This is a genomic window from Ruminococcus sp. 1001713B170207_170306_F1, from assembly GCF_015668065.1.
Lineage (GTDB): Bacteria > Bacillota > Clostridia > Lachnospirales > Lachnospiraceae > Blautia_A > Blautia_A faecis.
In genome coordinates, this window is the sequence record NZ_JADPEX010000039.1 from 1 (window position 1) to 21,330 (window position 21,330).

Genomic DNA, 21,330 nt, shown 5'->3' on the forward strand with positions numbered 1-21,330 from the left:
ATCGTACAGATCCCATTAAAAGATGAAATTCCGGAGCGCCAGATCTGCCTGGTGTATGACAGCCAGCATCCTATGGGAGCTGCGGCAAGAGAATTAAAAAATACCATTCTATTAGGGCATGTATAAAAACAGCGTATGGAAAAAATTTTGGTAATTAGAAAAAACTTGGAGAAAGTACTTTATGGATTACATAAAAGAAGCGAAAAAACTTGGTTTTTCAAATACGGCAATCATGGACACAAAAAAACTCGTATTCAAACCGGAATACCGAAAGTTTTGTGAAGAAAATCAGTGTGGATGTTACAACGTAAATCCAGCATGTCCACCTGAATGCGGAACGGTAGAAACTATGAAACAAAGGGTATTTGCCTATGAAAAAGCGCTTATTCTACAGACGATACAAAGTAAGGATATGGACTATAAAATGGCGAAGCTTGCGCACAATAAACTCACCGAACAGTTGGCCTCTAAAATAATGGAATCTGGAAATACCGACCTGCTGATCATGTCCGCTGGTCCTTACAGGCACTATTCTTGCCTGTCCGCCTACTGTGTTGATGCCCAGGAAATGGCAGATGCGGTGGGAATGACCTGCTGGGGGACCGATGATAAGATACGGTATTTTTCACAAATTTTATTTCATGGAAACTTATAATGGAAAACACTTACAACGGTCTGTGATATGGCAGACATAAAAATATGATATGAAAAAGAAATCTCTCATCCTATTGCGGTATGACTATAACAATGCTATAATCCCTCCCGAAAAGAGACAGGTACAGTTCTCATTATGATCCAAACAGAAAAAGAGGCGTTTTAGTATGAAAACAGTTTTACCAAGAGAACAAGCTGTAGAAGATATTTTTTCCAGAATCCTGGCTTCCCCGGAGGCATCAGGAAGGCTTCGGAAAGTGTTTTACCAATATCTGGACGATGAACATATGCTGGTGGATGAGGATCCGGACCACTTTTTGCAGGTACTCTTTCACGCTTACCAGAACGGGGATGTAAGTGCTCTTCTTCTGGAATTGTGTGGCAAAAGTATGTTTGATCTGCTCCGCGAAGCCTACCTGATTCCAAGAAAATTCCATGGAAAAGCAGGAGAGAACCCGGTTCTTCTTACTAATGTGGAAGGAGAGCTTCTTCCAGAAACAGGGAAGATGGTTTCCGCTCATGAATACGGAAAATTTAAAGAGACATTTGACAGGCATGAGTGTGTACCCAGGTCCGGGCTTTACCTTGCAGATGGATATGACATTGTACATTCTTACACGGACGGACTGGAAATTAAAGAAGAAAAAGAAGAACGCCAGCGTGGAATCTTGATCCTTTATGCACTCCCGGATACCTGTAAGCTGGGTCTTACAGAAGCCCAGACTTATGCCGTTGTATGGAAGACTTTCCAGGAAATCCAGCAGGCAGCACCGCATGCCGTCGTATTCTATGGACAGGAGACCGGTATAAAAAAAGAAAGTCCCGAAAAACCCTATGATGAGCTTGGCGTTCTCCTTCCTATCCATGAGTTTGAGAAGAAAATGCTTCAGCGCATGGAGGAAATTGATGGAATCGTCCTTGCCTGCAGGGAACGGATGATGGAACAGACTGGAAATGACAGCCTGAAATTATAATGAGACTTTTTTGAAGGAAGTGGCTTTATGCAGTTGGAGAGGGTCAGAAAAAATCACATGGACGTGGAGTGGCATGAATACACCGATGAAAATGGCAAAAATACTCCCATTATAAATGCGAGCATCACGGAAAAGGCTTCCATTATAGGACGTGTAGGGATTATGTTTTTATCCTGTGGAACTGGAGCATGGAGAGTCCGAAGCTCTATGAATGCCCTGGCGGAAGCGATGGGGATTACCTGCACCACAGATATCGGGCTGATGTCCATTGAGTACACCTGTTTTGATGGGGAAAACGGATTTACCCAGTCGTTATGTCTTACCAATACAGGGGTGAATACGTCAAAGCTGAACCGGCTGGAGCATTTTATCCGCAATTTTGAAACAGAGGGGAAAAATATGTCCGGGGAAGAGCTTCATAGCTATCTGGATGAGATTGAAAGAATTCATGGCCTTTATTCCCCGGTAGCCCTGGGGCTGGCTGCCGCCATTGCATGCTGTGGATTTACCTTTCTTCTGGGCGGAGGACTGGTAGAAATGTTCTGTGCTTTTGTTGGCGCAGGACTTGGAAATTTCTTTCGCTGTAAATTAACAAAGCATCATTTTACCCTGTTTCTTGGAATTGTTTCCTCGGTTTCTCTGGCATGCTTTGTATATGCAGGACTTTTGAAATTAGGAGAAATCCTGTTTGGGATTTCCATTCAGCATGAAGCAGGATATATCTGTGCCATGCTTTTTATCATCCCTGGTTTTCCCTTTATTACCAGCGGAATTGACCTGGCAAAGCTGGATATGCGTTCTGGCATGGAAAGGCTCACTTATGCACTGATCATTGTTCTGGTAGCCGCCATGTCTGCCTGGATCATGGCTATGCTCCTTCACCTGCAGCCAGTGGATTTCATAAAGATCCGTATGTCTGCTGCAATGTGGATCCTCACACGGCTTGCTGCAAGCTTTTTCGGCGTGTTCGGTTTTTCCATCATGTTTAACAGCCCAGTCAGGATTGCCTGTTCTACGGCAGTACTTGGTGCAATTGCAAATACCCTCCGTCTTGAACTGGTGGATCTCGTAGCTTTACCTCCGGCAGTAGCTGCATTTATAGGGGCACTTACAGCCGGACTTCTTGCCTCCCTTTTGAAAAATAAGGTTGGTTATCCAAGGATTTCCGTGACAGTGCCTTCCATTGTGGTCATGGTACCGGGGCTTTATTTATACCGTGGATTTTATAACCTTGGAATCATGTCCTTATCCGTTTCTGCATCCTGGTTTGCAGCTGCGCTTCTGATCATTGCATCGCTTCCGCTTGGACTAATCTTTGCAAGGATTTTAACAGATAAGACGTTTCGGTATTGTACCTGACTTGATTCGTGCTTGTAACAAAGACCGTAATAAATGTGATTGGTGAAATTGTGAAAAGGATATCTGATATTTTCTTCTGACCGGTGATTTTGACCTTACAAGCATTGACTTGGAACCGATTGGAAATATGAATGATATGCAGAATCATGTACTGCCGTATTTGCAGAGTTTTTGCAGTCTGGAAGAAAAAGGTGTGAAGGAGAGACGAGAACAGCAGGTGGCAGAGAAAAATGAGAGCAGAGAAGCTGTGCCAAGAGCTGGCCTTGAAGCAAATACAGCAGTATTTGTTCTATGAGCTTCCATCATTATCCGGATCCACAGGCATTTTTTGACAGTGTGAAAAGATGTCTTCGCCCAAATGGAATCTTGACACTGATATTATGATGATGAATTAATTAATTGCCATGTTTGTCATAGACAAATGTGGCAATTTGCTTTATATGGTCAGTTTTTCGTGTATACTGAAAATAACCAGTGGTACAAAGAAAGGAGGGCACCAGAATGGCTCGGATCATTTTTTTTATTTTTGCGGTTATGTGCTGCATTACGACAGGAAGCAAAACTTCTCAAGGCTTACCAGAAGAAAAAGGCACTCTCACCGGAGCTTACCTTTATGAGGTGCCTGGCAGCAGCCAGATGAAGGATATGCAAAAGGTGCTGCCCTCCGAAATAGAATTCAGAAAGGACACGGAAGGACTGTTAACGGTGACGAAATTTACTTCCCCGGATGAAATCAGGACAGCTGTAAATGCCTTTCTTCAGATCCGGGTTGGAGACAGGACAGACATTTTTGTAACGGATCAATATAATGCCATTTCCTTTTTCTTTCCGGATAATACAACAGTGTCCTTCCAATTAAACGGCAGAAGCCTGGAATGGAGGAACGAGGGCAAAACAGAGCTTTATGACTTGGAGAATGCAGAGCTTTTCTGGGAGGAGGCAGGTTTAAGGTGACATTTCAGGAACAGTTGAATTTATATATAGAAGAGCTTTCCTGCAGCGGCAGGGAGCTTGCCCAAAACAGCGGTATTTCCGAAACCATTCTCAGCCGATACCGAAAGGGTGAACGTCTTCCCGGGGCAGACAGTGATTATCTGAAAAAGCTTGCAGCAGGAATTGCCCTGACTGCAGAGCAAAAAGGAAAGAAAAAGGATCAGGAAAGTGTTTTAGAGGTCCTTTTGGCAGCCTTGAAGCAGGAAGAAAAATCAGAAATCTTTTATTATCAAAAGTTTGATATACTTCTTCGGGAACTGGAAATCAATGTATCCAAAATGGCATCTGCCCTGCACTATGATCCGTCCTATATTTCCAAAATCCGAACGGGAAAAAGAACACCATCAGATGTCCGGGGGTTCGCAGAAAATGTATGCGGATATATTGTAAGGAATTTCTCCGGCCAGGAGGAGCTAAACAAAATCGTGGCACTGACAGGCTGTGACAATGAGACACTGATGCATCCGGAGAATTCCTTTATCCTTTTGCAGAATTGGCTTTGCTCGGGAAAATTTGAGACAATGGATTACATATCCGGCTTTTTGCAGAAAATGGACGAATTTAACCTGGACGATTACATACGAGCAATTCATTTTGACAGCTTTAAAGTACCTAAGGTTCCTTTCCAGCTTCCGGTTTCCAGACAATACTATGGACTGAAGGAAATGCGGGAGGGAGAGCTGGATTTTCTGAAGCACACAGTATTATCTAAATCCATGGAGCCTCTGCATCTGTGTTGTGATATGCCGGTGGAGGACATGGCACAGGATCAGGAATTTGCCAAGAAATATATGTTCGGTCTTGCCATGGTGCTGAAAAAAGGTCTTCATATTCACATTATCCATGATGTGGAGCGTCCTATGAAGGATATGATGCTGGGGCTGGAGAACTGGATTCCCCTTTACATGACCGGACAGATTTCCCCCTATTATCTGAAAGGGATTCAGAACAAGGTATATTCCCATCTGCATTATACCTCCGGGCAGGCGGCTATGACAGGGGACTGTATCAGCGGACATCATGATACGGCTCATTATTATCTTACCAGCCGCAAGGAGGAGGTGGAGATCTGCAGAAAAAACACGAAATATCTTCTGAAAAAGGCTCATCCTCTTATGGAAATCTACAGAGAAGAAAAGCGTGCCGCACTTTTTGATTTTCTGGAAAAGGATAGCCACGAAGAAGGCCTGCGCAGACGGATTCTGGCGGCACCGCCGCTGTTTGTCATCCCGCAGGAGGTTTTGAAGCAGATTCTTGCAGAAAATAGAATCAGCAGGCAGGAATGCGCTGGAATCCTTAAGGCACATGCAAGGGAACAAAGGCGAATAGAGAGCATACTGACTCACAGCCAGGTTATTGATGAGCTGTCCCAGGTTACCAAGGCAGAATATGAGAAATACCCGGCAGTGCTTCCTGTGGCAGAGTGCTTTCTTGAGAAGGATATTCTGCTTACCTACCAGGAATACAGGACCTGCGTAGAGGCAGCCATGGCATACGCAGATGCCCACAAAAATTATCAGTTTTCCCTTATAAAGGCCAAAGGCTTTCACAATATTCAGATTACCTGCAGGATGGAAAAATGGTGTATGGTTTCCAAAAACAAAACACCCTCCATCCACTTTGTGATCCACCATCCAAAGCTTCGGTATGCACTGGAAAATATGATACTCCCAATCCGTGATTCATAAACTAAAAAATGAAGGAGGCGTTTGGAAATGAAAAAATCATTGAGAAAAATAATTGCTGCCATATGTATGGGTACAATGCTTCTGTCATGTACTGCTTATGGCGCAGACAGCTCCCAGAATCTGATGGCATACACGGACAATGTGCTGTCAGATGGCTCCCTGATCTATTATTTTGAAGAGGTTGCAGTTACGCTTCCGGCTGACTGGCAGGGAAAAGTCCAGATCGAGACAACCGATAATTCTGCCACCTTTTATCACAAGGCAAGCCATGAGAAATGGCAGGAAAAATATGGGCAGGAGGGTGGAAAGCTGTTTACCTTATCCTGCACTGTCAATCACGATTTTCAGGAGCTTCCGGACTTTACCTATATTGGCTTTAGTGATCAGTCTGTAATGAACTATTTTATGATTTTCCCAACAGACTTCCAGGCATATACAGATGATCCGGCAATTGCAGCAGAATTTCAGCAGATGAATACGGAAATTGATTTTGTAAAGCAGCATGCCTATATGCTAAGCGAAGGCGACAACAACACAGTATCGGCTGCTGAGCCAGCGAAGATACCCACCACTGAACCAGAGACAACACCTACCACTGAGCCAGCGGCGATACCAACTACGGAACCGGTAGCTGTGCCGAATACGGAAGAGTACACAGGCAGCTGGGTGCAGATAATGGATGAATTTGAAATCTGTCTTCTGCCAGACTGGGAAGAGGTAGAGCTGGATGAGGAAGATAAGGCAGAGGGTGCTTACTATGCTGCAAAGTGTGTTGACCAGGATGCAGTGCTGATCGTAATGGCTATGGATCTTACAGAGGGCTACACCCAGGAGGAGATTGAAGCGGAGCTTGCTGAAGGTAATTTTGACTCCATGCTGGAGGTTGCCGAAGAAGCGTTAAAGCAGCAGGGCTATACCATAGAAAAAACAGAGGTAATTCATGATATTCCATGTACCTTCTTTTCCTATGAGGACGCTTACGGAATTGTATTTATGGATCAAGGTGATTCTGTAATGGATGTCCTTTATTTCTCTGGCGAGGCTATGGAAAACAATGATGGAGTGCAGTCTATTTTGCATTCTGTGAGATGGGTAGGCTAAAGAGGGCGCTGCCGAAGCTTACGCTGACGCTTCTGGCAGCCTGCATAAGCCTGAAGCCAACAGAAGTCAGGGCAGAGGAATCCTTGTTGGAGGCCTGGGAAAGGCAGAATCAGGCTGCCACAGGGGAAAATCACAACAATGTACCACAGCTTAAGGAAGAGGATATCCTTCGGATGAATCAGGGAAATGCGGATTTTCTGTATAACGATGAAGGGTATGTGACCTTTCTGAGAGGCAGATTTTACGAGGATAAGGTAACAGACACGGAAAAAGGAGTGGAATCCCTAATGGGGATTGCAGAGCTTCTTGGGCTTTCCAGGGGATCGGAATTTTTTGCAGTATATGGAGAGCAGGATGAATACGGCTACACCTACCTGACCTATAAGCAGCGTTACGGCGATCTGACTCTGGAAAATGCAGTGCTGAAAATCATTCTGGATCCACAGGGCTATACAGCAGGACTTGTAAGCTCCTTTACCCCAAATGTGGGAATGGCCCCGGAGGAAGAAAGCTCTATTACAGCTAAAGAAGCAGAACAGATTGTACGAAACCGGTATCCGGGAAATAAAGTACAGCTTTATACAAAATATACCAGAAAAACCTCTGTGACAATACAGGGAATTGCGTATCACGCATGGGCTGTTTTTACTACACCACCTGCAGGGGCAGCTGATAATGGCGGAAAAGGCTATCTGGAGCATCTGGTGGGATATGAAGGCAGCTACCTGACTTATATGGCTGTAAGCTCTCCTGAGGAGACTGTGCCTGGGGACAATGTGCAGATGGAAATGGCTTTGTCCTATTTTGAGGGACTGTCCGCAGATACCTATACAGGTGAGGTTACGCTCCATGATGGAACTAAGAAAACCATCACGGTTCCTGTTGCCAGAAATGATGCAAGCGGAACCTACTATCTGGCAGATGTAAATAGACATATTTTTCTGGCTGACTATTATTCCTATAATTTCCAGAATCAGTTCGTGCCCTGGACCTCTGATGATAATACCAGCTGGCCGGAGCATTACCTGATGGCCTATGAAAACTACATAAAGGTTTATGATTTTTATAAAAGTTACGGTCTGGAGTCTGTGGATGGCTTTGGAAGCCCGCTTCTGATTCTCACAGATTACTGCGACTTCCAGAAGCAGCCGATAAACAATGCCGTTTATCTTGGAATGTGTGAAGGCTGGGTGGTGTTTTCCGCAAGTGCAGCCAATCACTTCGGTGAGTGCGTAGATGTGGCAGCTCATGAATTTACCCACGGCATCACCGCTTATATTACAGGGGGAAACCTGTATGAGAATGCATACGGTGCCGTGAATGAGGGAATCAGTGATGTGTGCGGAAACCTTTGTGAAATGCTGCTTGGAGAAACTTCAGATTCTGCATGGTTCATGGGAGAAAACAGCGGAATGCCGGTGCGGTGCTTAAGTGATCCCTGGCAGTACGGCCAGCCAGCCGCTCTCTATGACAGATATTATTACCCGGAAACAGATTCGCCGAGTATGGATAATGATTATGGTGGTGTACATATTAACTGTTCTCTGATCGGATATGTGGGGTATCAGCTTTGCGCCCAGGGAATGTCAAAGAATCAGGCCTTTGGGCTGTGGATGGGAATGCTGCGGCTGATGACTCCAAAATCCGGCTACCAGGAGGTACGGGAGGCTCTGAAATTTTCCGCACAAATTCATGGAATGGGAGAAGGCTGGCAAAATAAAATTGACGAGGTATGCAGGCAAGCGGGATATTAAAATCAGAAAAAAGTGAGGGATGGCTATGGACAGAAAAAAAGCAAATGCAATTTTTAAGGGAAGCCTGATTGCTATGACAGTGCTGCTTTGGGAGGGCAGTGGTATCTGCAGAAATCCGTATCCTGTATGGGCAGCTGATGAGAGCTCCCAATACGGACAGTATGGAACCTTTGACATGGGAAACTCAGAAGCGGCCGGGAAAATCGGTACTGATATCGGAGACGCCTCCCCTTCTCTTGGAGAAAAGTTTTCCGGCCTTGAAAAGGGAAAAGGATTAAACGGATTTTCCGGAAATATCCCTTCTGTTACAGATGGCACAAATACACAAAGCTCACAGGCAACCCAAAATAAAGGAGAGCAGAGGGTATATAAGTGTACGGAAATTACAGATCCCTCTACCGGACTTAAGGTGGCAAGGGGCTATGCACCATCCGACTACACAGTAAGCGGAGAAACCATTTGGTGCGGACAATGGCAGAGCCTTAACTATGCAGCCCAGGTTTATCTTACTGCAATGAGTCCGGATCAGAATACAATCATGGGATATTATTCTCCCGTTGGCTATGAGCAGATACTGGAATATTCCCAAAACAGCACAGATTATAGCTGGCACCAGGATGGCTCCTTTGACAGCACGACCATGATGCCTATGCTTCAGTTTATGACAGCGGATACTTACTGTGATTATATGGCAAAGGCCATCCTTCCGGGGCAGCAGCTCCAGATAGCCGGGCAGGATGAAATTTCCCAGGAGGAACAGGCAATACTGGACCAGAAGGCGAATACGAATTATCAGGAAACCTGCCAGATGCTTTCCCAGCTGAATACAGGAATTACCTACAATGTAGATGGTGCTTACTGTGGTGTAGCCAAGCGAACCTATAGCGTAAGCCTTAACGGCTATCCTTTTAAGCTGTATGTAATGAGCCTTGTTGAGGCAACTCAGCTTACCCAGACAGGCGAATTTGCGTACGTGGGCGGCTCCTTTAAATCAAGCTGCATTGCCTGGGATTCACCGGCTACATTCTTCATGCTCACCCCGGAGGAAGAATATGAAGCCAATAAGGAAATATATGAGCAGTTTGTAACCAACACAACTGTCAGTGATCAGTTTATAGATGCGCTTGGCAAGGTACAGTACCAGCTTACCCAGGAAAGGCTTCAGCAAAGCGGTGGCAGCATGTCAGCAATCACCGGCGATTGTCAAAGCAGCATGAGTTCTTCTATGGGTTCAGATTCCTCTTATATGGCAGATCAGTTTTCTGATTATATCCTGGGTCAGAATGACTACACCTTATCTAACGGTGACCATGTAAAGGTTCCCAATTCTTACGATTATATATATGAGGGAACTGACGGGAATGTTTATGTATGCGGCAGCAGCTTTGATCAGCCAGCTGGCTCTACCCAGCTGTACCCTAATTAGAGCTTGTAAATAAGAGCTTGTAAATAAAGGCTTGTACGGAAAATAAATGCGAAAGGAAGGTTAGCCTATGAAAGGAAAAAGACGAATTCCCCCAATTTTAGTATCAGCCCTTCTTACTGCCGGAATGCTTTTTTGCAACGGCACTTCAGTGCAGGCAGAATTAAATTTCGGAGAGCTTGGAAGCGAAAATAACCAGATTGCAGCTCCGGCTGCAGGAATCACTGCTTCACCAGAGGCAGTCGCTTTGGATGACCTGGGAATTTCCATTGTACCTGGCAGCTATATCTCTATAGAGCAGACAGACGGCTTTGTGTATGTTTACACCCAGGAATCGGGCACGATCCCCTATGTGATCGTAGGCTACTATAACATTACTGCAGAGGATTTCACAAATCAGTTTACACAGTATATGGCACAGGAGTATTCAGACTTACAGGTAACTTCCCAGGAAAGCATGATAACCTTAAATGACAGAGAATTTTCTGGTATTGTATATTCCTATAATGTAGGTGGCTACGTGGTGCAGGACACAAGACTGTTTTTTGCTGAAAATGGAAACACCTATATGTTTGGTGCAAAGGAGATACCAGAGCTATCTTATTATGTGGGAAGTACGTTGGAGGAAACAGCAGGAAGCTTTGCCTATCTTGCTGGTGGAGACAGTGACTACACAAAGCATGTAGATGGCACCCGTTCTGTAACCTCAGATGCAGCTGCCTCAGACCCTATAGAAGATATTGAAAGCACTGTAAGTGATGTATTAGGGCAGGGAGGAGCAGGAAACGACCAGTCTTTTGGCGGTACAGTGGGAAATATAGGCGGTGTTTCCTCAAGCATGGAAGATGGGCAGACAGATACGGGAAATACAGACAGCTCTCAAATGGGAAGTATCACATTTTCTCAGGAAAATGTCAGCTTCGCCGGAACCTGGGTTCCTTTTGAGGATGGGTTTAAGCTGTATCTGCCAAATGACTGGGATGTGTATGAGCTATCTGATGAGCAGACCAAACAGGGAGTGCTCTTCGCAGCAGGTGACACCTCCGGAGTCCAGAACCCGCCTGGAATTTCTGTGGTATGGGCCTACAGTGACGGTGCGCAGTCCCTTGAGGAGCTTGCAGCAGACCTTACTAAGGGCGGTTATCAGGTGGATGATCTTGTCTCCATCAATGGAATTCCATGTATTTCCTACCGGGTTGAAGAAAGTGACTACAGTGCGATTATGTTTTTCCATCCAACCAACAAGCAGTATCTGTTCTGCGTGACCGGAGCCGGATATGCTTCCAACACAGATATGATTTGCCACATTCTGACTTCCTTAAGTTTTATCTGATGACACAAAGCAAAGGCCAGATGGCGGAAATGCTTTTTTAGGCAGTCCATGGGGTTACTGGCGTTTCCGGTATTCCCTGGGACTGCAGCCCTTTACCTTGGCAAAAACCTTGGAATAATAATTGGAATCGGAAAATCCGGCTTTTTCAGCAGCTGCGCTGATGGTTTTCCCTTACAAAGATCCTCCAGGCTTCTCTCAATGCGGTATTTTAATACTGCCGAAGCAGACCTTATAGAAATAATCATCGTAAGACTTGGCGGAGAAAATCAAGATCAAAAAGGACTCGTTGATTTTTTATATGGATTGTTTTCAGGTAATCGAGAAAAAGTATTATCATATATTCCGGACTCTGATAAACCGGTCCGACAAAAGGAGGTGGCTGATATGTTAAGTATGATTTCCTATGCCGAGGAAAATGGTATAAAAAAAGGCGAAAAAAAGGGTGAAAACCGTTTAGGAACACTTATGAATATTCTTCTGAAGAACAAACGTTATTCGGATGCAGAGAAGGCCTCTGAGGATGAAGAGTATCGTGAGGAGCTTTATAAAGAATATAAATTATAAGCATATTAAGAAGTACATCGGTAGAAATTATATGCACTGTAAAAAATAATAAAATATAAAAAGGCAGGTCTTTTTTAGGCTTGCCTTTTATAAATGGGAACTCAAGAGATTATGCAATTTCTGCAACAACTTGGACAAAATGAAACTGCATGTGTTCAAGCATTTCCACGTTGTCATTATGAATATCAGGATATCGGCTTTGCATATTATGCTGGGATAAAGGGAGACAATCAGAATAAAAGAGCCATTGATTTTGCTGTTGAAGGAAACATTGCAGATATAACGATGTTAAAAAATATAAAATCGAAATTAAAATCTGCAGTTGAAAAAGCAATCAAACCAGCTGAATCAGCTAAGCATATAAGGCCATAATACTATATATTAAAACGATAATGTTATAAAAATCAGAACAAATTTTTGTATGTAATATACAAAATATCAATTCCTTTTAAAATTTAATTGACATTTCTAATAATAAGTGGTATTACTAAAGCATAGTTAATGCAAGCGCTTTCATAAAGGAAGCGCATATATTAAATCACATTATGCAACCGCTTGCATAATGCGTGAATGGAAGGAGGTTTTCACAAGAAAATTATTTTTTTACCATGGAATGCAACCGCTTGCATAATATCTGATATAAGGTTATAATAATGACACCAACAACACGGATAATGTAAAGAATCCTATAAAAATCAGAAAAAAATCTTATATCAGGGAGGATGTATATGGGGGCAACGTTAAATGATATCGCAAAAAAAGTGGGAGTTTCTCAATCTACTGTATCAAGAGTGATCAATGGAACTGCACCAATTTCAAATGAGATGAAAAATAAAGTTTATAAAGCAATGAAAGAGCTTAATTATCATCCAAACAGCCTTGCACGAAACCTTGCGAAAGGAAAGTCCCTTACGATCGGGCTGGTGTTAGATGCAGATAATGAAAATGCATTTGCCAATACCTTTTTCACGCGAAGTGTTTATGCAATGGAAAAAGTAGCACAGAGAAATGGATACAGTCTTCTGATCACAAATGATGTGGAAGAAAAAAGTTCTCCTGCATGCGAGCTCATTTTTGGGCACAGAGTTGATGGATTAATTTTGACTGCGTCAGACTTGAACCAGAATATTTTATCAGCCCTGAGAAATGAAAACATTCCATGGGTGGTAATGGGAGAAACATCAGAGAAAAATGGAACCATGAACTGGGTAGATATGGATAATCTCCAGGGAGGTGTAAAAGCAGTCGAGCATTTACTTAAATGCGGCTATCGAAAAATTGCTTATGTGGCAGATGATCTGGAAGCCATGTTTACCAAACGAAGGATCCAGGGTTATGAGAAAGCTCTGGAGGGAAAAAATACCTGTATTATTTTTAAGGAAAAGAATGAAGAAGAATTGGAAAGAAAAATTATAGAGTCAATAGAACATAAACATGTAGATGCATTTTTATGCTCCAACAATATAATTGCCTTTCAGGTTCTGCAGGCATTGAAAAAACTTGGAAAGCAGGTACCCACAGAAATTGGAGTTGTAACTTTTGATAATTATCCCTTTGCAGAATATATGGATCCGCCGCTCACTGTAGTGGATATCGATACTTACAAGCTTGGGGAAATGGCAGCAGAGGTTTTGATAAATAAGATAAAAGCTCAAAACTTTATACAAAGAGAGAACCTAATTTCAACTGAGTTAATTCCTAGGTTGTCTACTCGAAAGGTATAATAGAGTGAGGATATCAAAACCAATGCAGAATTGGAGAAAAAATGAATATACCGGCAGTACAACATCACGCAGGCTATCCGGATGTGTATCTTGCCAGCAGAAAGAAATTGGTGGTGACGATACATGCCGCTGCAGGCGATATTAGAACCTGCGAATTGCTGATTTTTCCAAGAACTTCACCAGAGAAGATCAGCAGTTACCTTATGCAGCGTGTTACTAGAGATGGTGTGAGAGATCATTTTACAGCAGAAGTGATTACAGAAGATACGTTAAGGTATTTGAAATATTATTTCAGATTAACTGACACCGCAGGAAAGATTTATTTCCAGAATGCATGGGAAACCAGTGAAAACGAACCAGAAGATGGATTTTATGAATTCCTCTATGCGAATGAAACTAATGTTTTAAAAGTTCCTGAATGGGCAAAAGGAGTTATTTATTATCAGATTTTCCCGGAACGCTTTGCTAATGGGGATTCTTCTAATGATCCTTCCGGCTGTCAGGAATGGGGAACAGCACCTAACAGAGAGAATTATATGGGAGGCGATCTCTCCGGAATTCTGAAAAATCTGGAATACCTGAATTCTCTTGGAGTGGAATGCCTGTATCTGAATCCCATATTCAAAGGGGATTTTAATCACAAATATGCTACAACGGATTATTTGGAGATTGATCCTTCTTTCGGAACAAAGGAAACATTTCAGGAACTGGTTGAAACCTGTCATAAATATGGGATAAAAATCGTTCTTGATGGGGTATTCAATCATTGCGGCATACATTTCGCTCCCTTTCAGGACATACTTGAAAAACAGGAATTATCCAGGTATTGTGACTGGTTTTATATCAGAAAATTTCCTGTAGAAGTATCGGAAACAGATGCAGTTTATGAGTGTGTCGGGGACTATGGATATATGCCAAAACTGAATACGGCAAATCCAGAAGTACAGGCCTATATTTACAATGTGATGGTCTTCTGGCTGAACGAGTATCATATTGATGGATGGCGCTTAGATGTCGCAGATGAAATCGATCCCTCTTTGTGGACAAGAATCAGATATCGGATTAAGTCAGCGTATCCGGATTGTCTCCTTTTGGGAGAAACATGGGGAGATGGATTTTCCTTGCTGGATGAAAAATCCGTAGACAGTATCATGAATTATGTATTCCGGGATAGTGTGAGGGATTTTCTTGCCAGGGGCAGCATTAATGCAAAAATGTTTAACCACAGAATTTGCCAGATGCGTTCCCATTATCCGGAAGAAATCAGGCAGGCGCTTTTCCAGCCGCTGGACAGTCATGATACGGAACGATTTTTATGGAATTGCAGCGGTGATATTCGCCGTTTGAAACTGGCCGCTTTGTTCCAGATGTGTTTCCCAGGGGCTCCAAGCATCTATTACGGTGATGAAATTGGCTTAAATGGTGACAATGATCCCGATTGCAGAAGATGCATGGAATGGAACCCCGCAAAACAGAATGCAGATGTATTATCTTTTTACAAAAAAATAATCCGTATCCGAAAAAAGAATCCATGTTTAAGAACAGGAAACATTGTACCACTTGTATGTGAAAAGATGACATACGGGTATTTATGCCAGTCAGACAACCAACAAATTTATGTACTCATTAATGTGGCAGAAGAAGCAACTGAAGTGCGGCTTCCCGTTCTTAAGATTGCAGAGTACAAAGATTTATTGACAGGAAAAAGTTATCAGGCAGAAAAGCTGGTAAACGCAGGATATTTTAATGAAGACATGATTTCCTGCCAGGGAACTTTAAAGTTATCATTGAGAGCATTTGAAGGCATCATTTTAAAAACAGGAGGAATGAAAAATGAGAAAAAGCAGTAAGTTATTTACCATTTTATCAGCAGCAATGTGTGTAACAGCATTAGGTGCAGCACCCTGTTATGCAGAAGAGGTTACCATCAATTTCTGGCATCATTACAGCGAACAGTCTGCCGAAAATGAGACATTGAATAATGTTTTGATCCCTGAGTTTGAAAAAGAAAATCCTGACATTAAGGTAAATGCAGTTTCTCATGAATGGTCAGACCTTCATGAAAAAATCCTGATCAGTGCCAAATCTGAGACGCTTCCAGATGTAGCACGACTTGACAGTGCCTGGGTACCTGAATTTGAAAAAATGGGAATTTTAGTACCTCTGAACCAGGAGATGGATGATTATCAGGAAGTAGCGGACGGTCTTCTGGAAAGTGCGATGAGTACCGCTCAGATTGGACAGGATACTTACGGACTTGCGTTAAATACAAATACGAAAATACTGTTTTATAATGTAAAGGCCTTCGAAGATGCCGGACTTTCTGCGCCGACTACTATGGATGAATTTATAGAGGACTGCAAGAAGCTGGCGGGCGAAAATGAAAATGGCCAGCAGATCTGGGGCTATGATGAACCAGCATTAGCAGGATGGAATTTATGTCCGTTTATCTGGAGCATGGGTGGTTCCATAACCAATGAGGATCAGACGAAGGCTACCGGATACTTAAACAGCGCTGAAACCGTAAATGCAATCCAGACACTTGCGGATCTGTATAAAGAAGGTGCGATCACTGGATGGAATAGTGGAGATATCCCAATGACGGATGGTTTTGGAACTGGAAGATATGCCATGATCATGGATGGTCCGTGGAAAATCTCTGAAATGGAAGGCTCATATCCAGATTTTGAATACGCAACAGCTCCAATGCCAGAAGGCGAGGGCGGTTCCCATTCTGTTCTTGGCGGCGAGGATATTTCCATGTTTAATACGGCAAACAAAGATGCTGCATGGAAATTCATGAAATTTATGACTGGTGAGTTTGCGCAGGAAGAAATGGCAAAATGCAGCCAGATTCCGGTAAATAAAGCTACTCTCGAAAGCGATACCGTAAAAAATGCTGATTTTGCACCATTTATCGAGGCTATTAAATCCGCAGAATCCAGACCTACCGTATCCTGCTGGTCTGAAATCGACAGCGAACTGGCAACTGCTGTAAGCGCTGTTATGAATGATGAAAAGAGTGCACAGGATGCCATGGATGAACTGGCAGAAAAAGTAGACGCTTTATTAGCAGAAGAATAATAGAACAGATTCTTAAGTTAACGGGAGGGATTGTATGAAAACAAAGAAAAGCCAAAATATCCAGATTGGATTTCTTCTCCTTCCAGGTATTTTGATTTTTGGATTCTTTACCATTTATCCAATCGTAAAATTATTTATCACAAGCTTTTTCAAATGGGATTTTGGCTCTATGTTTGATCAGGAGTTCATCGGATTTACCAACTATAAAGAGGTTTTAACGGATCCATATTTTCACCTGGCATTTTCGAATTCCATTGTGTATACATTGGTAACAGTACCAGCACAAATGATACTTGGACTTCTGATCGCAATGCTCATAAACAATATTAATAAATTTTCCATTAGTTATCGAGTGGCATATTACCTTCCCGTTATTACTTCATGGGTAATTGCATCCTTAGTGTTCAAGTATGTTTTTAACACAGAAGGATTGCTAAACTATTTTCTTACCAAAGTAATACATCTGACCAGTGGAAACATCCATTGGCTGGACAGTCGGTGGGGCGGCATGAGCGTTGCAATGCTTTTGGGAACCTGGAAGGGAATCGGCTGGAATATGGTAGTCTTTTTAGCTGCTTTACAGACTGTTCCAAGGGACTTATATGAGTCTGCATCATTAGATGGTGCCGGAACTATTGCAAAATTTATCTATGTGACAATTCCTTCCATAAAAGGAACGATCCTGTTTGCACTGGTAATGCTCACCATTGGTGGATTTAATGTGTTTACATCGATTAAAATGATCACAGATGGAAATCCAGGACATAAAACAGAAAGTGTGCTGACCTGGATGTATTATAAGGCATTTAGTACAGGTGAATTTGGTTATTCCGCAGCACTTTCCTTTATTATTGCGGTGGTATTAGGAATATTGGCAGTTGTTCAATTCCGGATGATGGATCACAGTAAACTGGATTAGGGGGGGGGAACTTGAAGATATCCAAAAAAGCTGTTTATAAAGGAATCACATACATAATCCTCACTCTCGGTCTTATCATTGTTGTTCTTCCAATGATCTATATGCTGAGTACTGCATTGAAGCCAAATGGTGCATTATATGAATATCCTCCCAGATTTTTTCCAAAAATAAAAGAAATTACCTTGGAAAATTTCCAGTATATTCTGCACCAAAAGAAGTTCGGAAACAATTTTATCAATAGTATTTTTGTTTCCACTGTGACGGTAGCAATAGCAGCGATTGTTGCGGCAGCAATGGCATTCTGTATTGCGAGGTTTAAATTTCCGGGACGTAAGTTTTTATTCACGTTTATCATGCTGACCATGATCATACCTGGGACTACTTTGATTGTTCCCCAGTATGAGTTAGCGGTCAAACTAAAGGTGATCAATAAATTAAGCGGGTTGATTCCGTTTTATGTTGCATGGGTTATTCCCTATTCTACTTTCATGATAAAAGGGTTTGTAGAGAACATTCCCAGGGAGTTGGATGAAGCAACCTATATAGATGGTGGAAGTGTATTTACTGTTTTTTTCCGAATCATTCTTCCATTAACGAAACCAGGAATTGCTTCTGTATCTATTTTTAATTTCCTTACTGCATGGGAAGAATTTCCATGGGCCAATACAGTCATTAATGATGATCTGAAAAGAACATTGCCCATCGCTATTTCCGGATTTTTCGGACAGCATCAGTTTACACAGTGGGGATATGTTTTTGCACTCTCTGTACTGAGCTTAATTCCAATACTTGTAGTTTTTATTTCCTGTCAGAGATTCTTTATTGAAGGATTAACGGCAGGAAGTGTAAAAGGTTAAATATGAAAATAGAAGAATCGGGTAGAAAGTGATTAACAATAGGCTTTCTGCTCGATTTTTCACGTTATAGGAAAGACCGCTTGCGGTGCTCTCCTAAATTGAAAAATGAGGATGTGAAGAAAACAACAATAAAAAGGAATTATTTCGAAAGCAGGAAAAAATAAATTTATCTTTTATAGAGTTTGAAATTTTGCATTTATTAATGCGAAGTCCCGGAAGAATGTTTAGCAAAGAACAAATATATGATATCATATGAAATGAACCTTATTTCGGTGATTATAATGTGGTTATGCGACATATCTGCAACATTAGAGAAAAGAAAACAAATCTCAGTGAGGTTTCTGTGACATTTGGATGCTACACTGAAAATGAAGGAGTGTGATACCATGCGAATTTTAGTAGTCGAGGATGATCGACTTTTGAATAATACTTTATGCTATAACTTGAATACTGCGGGCTATGCGGTTGATTCTGCACTGACAAAATCAGCGGCCAGTAGTTTCTTGACGAAGCAGGACTATAACCTGATTGTACTGGATGTAAATTTGCCGGACGGGAACGGTTTTGACTTCTGCCGGGAGGTAAAAGAGCGCCGCCCCGATACCGCTATTATCTTTCTGACCGCAAATGATATGGAAAGCGATATGCTCAAAGGGTATGAACTGGGCGCAGAGGATTATGTGACAAAACCTTTCCCTATGAGCGTCTTTCAAAAGAAACTGGCGGTGGTGCTGGGGCGGCTGACAAAACAATATGGTGGTGATACTTATGAGAATGGCACACTGACCATCAATTTTTCAGAGATGAGTGCTGCCCTGTCAGGAAAGCCACTTACATTCACCCCACTGGAATATCGACTTTTGAAAATCCTGATGAAAAATCCACAGATTGTTTTGACGCGGCAAGTCTTGTTGGAAAAACTGTGGGACGCAGACGGAAATTTTGTGGATGAACACGCTCTGACTGCGGCTATCAGCCGGGTACGAAACAAAATCGAAACACCCGACCGTCAGTACATCAAAACGGTATATGGTATGGGCTATATGTGGATCGGAGGGGCGCTGAAATGAATGTGCGAAAACTTTCCGTCAACAAAGCCTGTATCTTTTTAGCTGTTCTCCTGCTAGCAGCAATGGTGACGGTTTCAGTGGCTTTATATGCGTTGATCCAAGATATAACCGCTGTTTGGTATGTACTATTGTTCGGCATCTTTGTGCTGTTTTGCTCTATTTGTTTTATGGTGCTGGTTCGCCGCAAATTGGCGATGTTCTCTGATGCTTTTTGCAGTTTGATGGATGATATGTTGTCCGGGAATATGCAGCCGAAACAGACTGTGGAAGAAGAAAGCCTTTTCTATAAAATTGAATATCGGCTGAACCGTTTGTATGAAGTCATGCAGGAAAACAAGAACAGCATTGCACAAGAGCGGGCTGACTTGCAAGAACTAATTTCCGATATTTCCCATCAGGTCAAGACCCCGATTGCGAACTCGAAAATGATTAACAGCACCCTGCTTGAAAATGAAGTCCCTGTGCAAAAGCAAAAAGAGTTTCTTACAGCACAGGCCACCCAACTTGATAAACTGGATTTTCTCATGCAGGCTATGATTAAAACCTCGCGTCTGGAAACAGGTGTCATTTCTCTGGAAAAGAAAAGCCAGCCGCTTTATGACACGCTTGCCGCCGCATTGGGAGGTATCCTTCTTAACGCCGAGAAAAAACAGATCAATGTTCAAGTGAACTGCCCGGAGAGCTTGATCGTTTCTCATGACAGAAAATGGACAGGTGAAGCGCTGTTCAACATTTTGGATAATGCGGTGAAATATACACCGGAGGGCGGTCAAATCCGGTTTTCGGTTGAAAGCCTGGAAAGGTATGTGAAAATTGACATTGCTGATACAGGCATTGGCATCTCAGAACAGCATCAGGGGGCAATTTTCAAGCGGTTCTATCGGGAGGACATCGTACATGATGTAGATGGAATTGGTATTGGTCTGTATCTGGCTCGTGAGATCGTAACCTTGCAAGGCGGTTATATTCGGGTAACATCCGAGGTTGGGAAGGGGTCAACCTTTTCTGTTTTCCTGCTTCGAGAACAGAGTAAGTACGCCGAAGAATAAATGTCACAGGCTTATGACATTTAGAACCGAATTGTCCAGAAATAATTTATAGCTCGTGACATTCCTGTGAGGTTTGGTCGTTACAATGGGCTTAACGAAAGAAAGGATGGTGTTCTTTATGAGCATTTTGCAAACGACTGAACTAAAAAAATATTATGGTTCAAAGCCCAATATTACGAAAGCACTGGATGGCGTAACCCTCTCCATTGAGGATGGGGAGTTCGTGGCTATTGTTGGTACTTCTGGCAGTGGAAAATCCACACTTCTGAATATGATGGGAGGTTTGGATACTCCAACTTCCGGCAGTATCAAAGTAAAAGGAAAAGAATTGTCGAAATTCAAGGATGAACAGCTTACCATCTTCCGCAGACGCAACATCGGTTTTATCTTTCAGAATTACAATCTTGTTCCTGTGCTGAACGTCTATGAAAATATTGTTTTGCCGGTGGAGCTGGATGGTGATACCGTTGATAAGCATTTCATGAATGAAGTCGTGAAAATGCTGGCTCTCGATGAAAAGCTGAACAGTATGCCTAACAATCTGTCCGGTGGTCAGCAGCAGCGTGTAGCGATTGCCCGCGCCCTTGTTTCTAAACCGGCTATCATCCTGGCCGACGAACCTACTGGAAACCTTGACAGCAGAACCAGCAGCGATGTATTGGGTCTTTTGAAAATGACCAGCCAGAAATTTCATCAGACCATTGTGATGATTACTCATAACAATGAGATCGCCCAGCTTGCCGACCGCATTATTCGTATTGAGGACGGCCGGATTTCCGAGTAA

Annotated in this window: 22 protein-coding genes; all 22 read left to right on the forward strand. The window is 42.6% G+C overall.

What is annotated here, in order from left to right:
- The first annotated feature begins 181 nt into the window (after nucleotides 1-181).
- The 22 genes from I4V84_RS18160 (at nucleotide 182) to I4V84_RS18270 (ending at nucleotide 21,330) form a co-directional block, all read left to right on the forward strand.
- A complete protein-coding gene (locus I4V84_RS18160; protein WP_118583164.1) occupies nucleotides 182-655 on the forward strand; it encodes a DUF2284 domain-containing protein in 474 nt (157 codons plus the stop codon).
- 166 nt (nucleotides 656-821) lie between these two features.
- Nucleotides 822-1,628, forward strand: a complete 807-nt coding sequence (locus I4V84_RS18165; protein WP_195993081.1) for a DUF4866 domain-containing protein — start codon at nucleotides 822-824, stop codon at nucleotides 1,626-1,628.
- Nucleotides 1,629-1,655: 27 nt separating this feature from the next.
- The gene (locus I4V84_RS18170; RefSeq protein WP_195993082.1) at nucleotides 1,656-2,987 is read left to right on the forward strand and encodes a threonine/serine exporter family protein; all 1,332 of its coding nucleotides are present in this window, start codon (nucleotides 1,656-1,658) and stop codon (nucleotides 2,985-2,987) included.
- Nucleotides 2,988-3,123: 136 nt separating this feature from the next.
- Nucleotides 3,124-3,282: a hypothetical protein gene (locus I4V84_RS18175; protein ID WP_195993097.1), complete on the forward strand. Its 159-nt coding sequence runs from the start codon at nucleotides 3,124-3,126 to the stop codon at nucleotides 3,280-3,282.
- Nucleotides 3,279-3,371 (forward strand): methyltransferase domain-containing protein, encoded by a 93-nt coding sequence (locus I4V84_RS18180; protein ID WP_334286178.1) that lies wholly within the window; start codon nucleotides 3,279-3,281, stop codon nucleotides 3,369-3,371. The genes I4V84_RS18175 and I4V84_RS18180 overlap by 4 nt, the downstream gene beginning before the upstream one ends.
- 117 nt (nucleotides 3,372-3,488) lie before the next feature.
- Nucleotides 3,489-3,941 (forward strand): hypothetical protein, encoded by a 453-nt coding sequence (locus I4V84_RS18185; protein WP_195993083.1) that lies wholly within the window; start codon nucleotides 3,489-3,491, stop codon nucleotides 3,939-3,941.
- Nucleotides 3,938-5,668 carry a hypothetical protein gene (locus I4V84_RS18190; RefSeq protein ID WP_195993084.1) on the forward strand — a complete coding sequence of 577 codons (1,731 nt, stop codon included), beginning with the start codon at nucleotides 3,938-3,940 and terminating at the stop codon, nucleotides 5,666-5,668. The genes I4V84_RS18185 and I4V84_RS18190 overlap by 4 nt, the downstream gene beginning before the upstream one ends.
- 27 nt (nucleotides 5,669-5,695) lie before the next feature.
- Nucleotides 5,696-6,769, forward strand: a complete 1,074-nt coding sequence (locus tag I4V84_RS18195; protein WP_195993085.1) for a hypothetical protein — start codon at nucleotides 5,696-5,698, stop codon at nucleotides 6,767-6,769.
- Entirely contained in the window at nucleotides 6,757-8,523 is a 1,767-nt protein-coding gene (locus tag I4V84_RS18200) for a M4 family metallopeptidase (protein ID WP_195993086.1), read from the forward strand. The genes I4V84_RS18195 and I4V84_RS18200 overlap by 13 nt, the downstream gene beginning before the upstream one ends.
- A 25-nt stretch (nucleotides 8,524-8,548) precedes the next feature.
- Nucleotides 8,549-9,949 carry a hypothetical protein gene (locus I4V84_RS18205; protein WP_195993087.1) on the forward strand — a complete coding sequence of 467 codons (1,401 nt, stop codon included), beginning with the start codon at nucleotides 8,549-8,551 and terminating at the stop codon, nucleotides 9,947-9,949.
- 67 nt (nucleotides 9,950-10,016) lie between these two features.
- Nucleotides 10,017-11,279: a hypothetical protein gene (locus I4V84_RS18210; RefSeq protein WP_195993088.1), complete on the forward strand. Its 1,263-nt coding sequence runs from the start codon at nucleotides 10,017-10,019 to the stop codon at nucleotides 11,277-11,279.
- A 384-nt stretch (nucleotides 11,280-11,663) separates the two neighbouring features.
- A complete protein-coding gene (locus tag I4V84_RS18220) occupies nucleotides 11,664-11,843 on the forward strand; it encodes a hypothetical protein (RefSeq protein WP_195993089.1) in 180 nt (59 codons plus the stop codon).
- Nucleotides 11,844-11,936: 93 nt separating this feature from the next.
- Complete coding sequence (locus I4V84_RS18225; protein WP_207748694.1) at nucleotides 11,937-12,215, forward strand: hypothetical protein; 279 nt, start codon at nucleotides 11,937-11,939, stop codon at nucleotides 12,213-12,215.
- Nucleotides 12,216-12,571: 356 nt separating this feature from the next.
- A complete protein-coding gene (locus tag I4V84_RS18230; RefSeq protein ID WP_195993091.1) occupies nucleotides 12,572-13,567 on the forward strand; it encodes a LacI family DNA-binding transcriptional regulator in 996 nt (331 codons plus the stop codon).
- Between the two features lie 41 nt (nucleotides 13,568-13,608).
- Nucleotides 13,609-15,417 carry a glycoside hydrolase family 13 protein gene (locus I4V84_RS18235; protein ID WP_195993092.1) on the forward strand — a complete coding sequence of 603 codons (1,809 nt, stop codon included), beginning with the start codon at nucleotides 13,609-13,611 and terminating at the stop codon, nucleotides 15,415-15,417.
- A complete protein-coding gene (locus tag I4V84_RS18240) occupies nucleotides 15,401-16,651 on the forward strand; it encodes an extracellular solute-binding protein (RefSeq protein ID WP_173768549.1) in 1,251 nt (416 codons plus the stop codon). Before I4V84_RS18235 ends, I4V84_RS18240 begins: the two co-directional genes overlap by 17 nt.
- 34 nt (nucleotides 16,652-16,685) lie before the next feature.
- Complete coding sequence (locus I4V84_RS18245; RefSeq protein WP_195478315.1) at nucleotides 16,686-17,570, forward strand: sugar ABC transporter permease; 885 nt, start codon at nucleotides 16,686-16,688, stop codon at nucleotides 17,568-17,570.
- A gap of 11 nt (nucleotides 17,571-17,581) precedes the next feature.
- Entirely contained in the window at nucleotides 17,582-18,427 is an 846-nt protein-coding gene (locus I4V84_RS18250; RefSeq protein ID WP_195478316.1) for a carbohydrate ABC transporter permease, read from the forward strand.
- A 160-nt stretch (nucleotides 18,428-18,587) separates the two neighbouring features.
- Nucleotides 18,588-18,683, forward strand: a complete 96-nt coding sequence (locus I4V84_RS20055; RefSeq protein ID WP_272113664.1) for a winged helix-turn-helix domain-containing protein — start codon at nucleotides 18,588-18,590, stop codon at nucleotides 18,681-18,683.
- A 130-nt stretch (nucleotides 18,684-18,813) separates the two neighbouring features.
- Nucleotides 18,814-19,497 carry a response regulator transcription factor gene (locus I4V84_RS18260; RefSeq protein WP_118583146.1) on the forward strand — a complete coding sequence of 228 codons (684 nt, stop codon included), beginning with the start codon at nucleotides 18,814-18,816 and terminating at the stop codon, nucleotides 19,495-19,497.
- Nucleotides 19,494-20,546: a HAMP domain-containing sensor histidine kinase gene (locus I4V84_RS18265; RefSeq protein ID WP_118583144.1), complete on the forward strand. Its 1,053-nt coding sequence runs from the start codon at nucleotides 19,494-19,496 to the stop codon at nucleotides 20,544-20,546. The genes I4V84_RS18260 and I4V84_RS18265 overlap by 4 nt, the downstream gene beginning before the upstream one ends.
- Nucleotides 20,547-20,664: 118 nt before the next feature.
- On the forward strand, nucleotides 20,665-21,330 hold the full coding sequence (locus I4V84_RS18270) for an ABC transporter ATP-binding protein (RefSeq protein ID WP_014078567.1): 666 nt from the start codon (nucleotides 20,665-20,667) through the stop codon (nucleotides 21,328-21,330).

Excerpts from the sequence above, each read along its gene's own strand:
- I4V84_RS18240 (WP_173768549.1), top strand. The coding sequence starts at position 15,401 with ATGAGAAAAAGCAGTAAGTTATTTACCATTTTATCAGCAGCAATGTGT.
- I4V84_RS18160 (WP_118583164.1), top strand. The coding sequence starts at position 182 with ATGGATTACATAAAAGAAGCGAAAAAACTTGGTTTTTCAAATACGGCA.
- I4V84_RS18210 (WP_195993088.1), top strand. The coding sequence starts at position 10,017 with ATGAAAGGAAAAAGACGAATTCCCCCAATTTTAGTATCAGCCCTTCTT.
- I4V84_RS18165 (WP_195993081.1), top strand. The coding sequence starts at position 822 with ATGAAAACAGTTTTACCAAGAGAACAAGCTGTAGAAGATATTTTTTCC.
- I4V84_RS18205 (WP_195993087.1), top strand. The coding sequence starts at position 8,549 with ATGGACAGAAAAAAAGCAAATGCAATTTTTAAGGGAAGCCTGATTGCT.
- I4V84_RS18175 (WP_195993097.1), top strand. The coding sequence starts at position 3,124 with ATGCAGAATCATGTACTGCCGTATTTGCAGAGTTTTTGCAGTCTGGAA.
- I4V84_RS18260 (WP_118583146.1), top strand. The coding sequence starts at position 18,814 with ATGCGAATTTTAGTAGTCGAGGATGATCGACTTTTGAATAATACTTTA.
- I4V84_RS18245 (WP_195478315.1), top strand. The coding sequence starts at position 16,686 with ATGAAAACAAAGAAAAGCCAAAATATCCAGATTGGATTTCTTCTCCTT.
- I4V84_RS18200 (WP_195993086.1), top strand. The coding sequence starts at position 6,757 with ATGGGTAGGCTAAAGAGGGCGCTGCCGAAGCTTACGCTGACGCTTCTG.
- I4V84_RS18180 (WP_334286178.1), top strand. The coding sequence starts at position 3,279 with ATGAGCTTCCATCATTATCCGGATCCACAGGCATTTTTTGACAGTGTG.
- I4V84_RS18230 (WP_195993091.1), top strand. The coding sequence starts at position 12,572 with ATGGGGGCAACGTTAAATGATATCGCAAAAAAAGTGGGAGTTTCTCAA.
- I4V84_RS18265 (WP_118583144.1), top strand. The coding sequence starts at position 19,494 with ATGAATGTGCGAAAACTTTCCGTCAACAAAGCCTGTATCTTTTTAGCT.
- I4V84_RS18235 (WP_195993092.1), top strand. The coding sequence starts at position 13,609 with ATGAATATACCGGCAGTACAACATCACGCAGGCTATCCGGATGTGTAT.
- I4V84_RS18185 (WP_195993083.1), top strand. The coding sequence starts at position 3,489 with ATGGCTCGGATCATTTTTTTTATTTTTGCGGTTATGTGCTGCATTACG.
- I4V84_RS18195 (WP_195993085.1), top strand. The coding sequence starts at position 5,696 with ATGAAAAAATCATTGAGAAAAATAATTGCTGCCATATGTATGGGTACA.
- I4V84_RS18170 (WP_195993082.1), top strand. The coding sequence starts at position 1,656 with ATGCAGTTGGAGAGGGTCAGAAAAAATCACATGGACGTGGAGTGGCAT.
- I4V84_RS18220 (WP_195993089.1), top strand. The coding sequence starts at position 11,664 with ATGTTAAGTATGATTTCCTATGCCGAGGAAAATGGTATAAAAAAAGGC.
- I4V84_RS18270 (WP_014078567.1), top strand. The coding sequence starts at position 20,665 with ATGAGCATTTTGCAAACGACTGAACTAAAAAAATATTATGGTTCAAAG.
- I4V84_RS18225 (WP_207748694.1), top strand. The coding sequence starts at position 11,937 with ATGGGAACTCAAGAGATTATGCAATTTCTGCAACAACTTGGACAAAAT.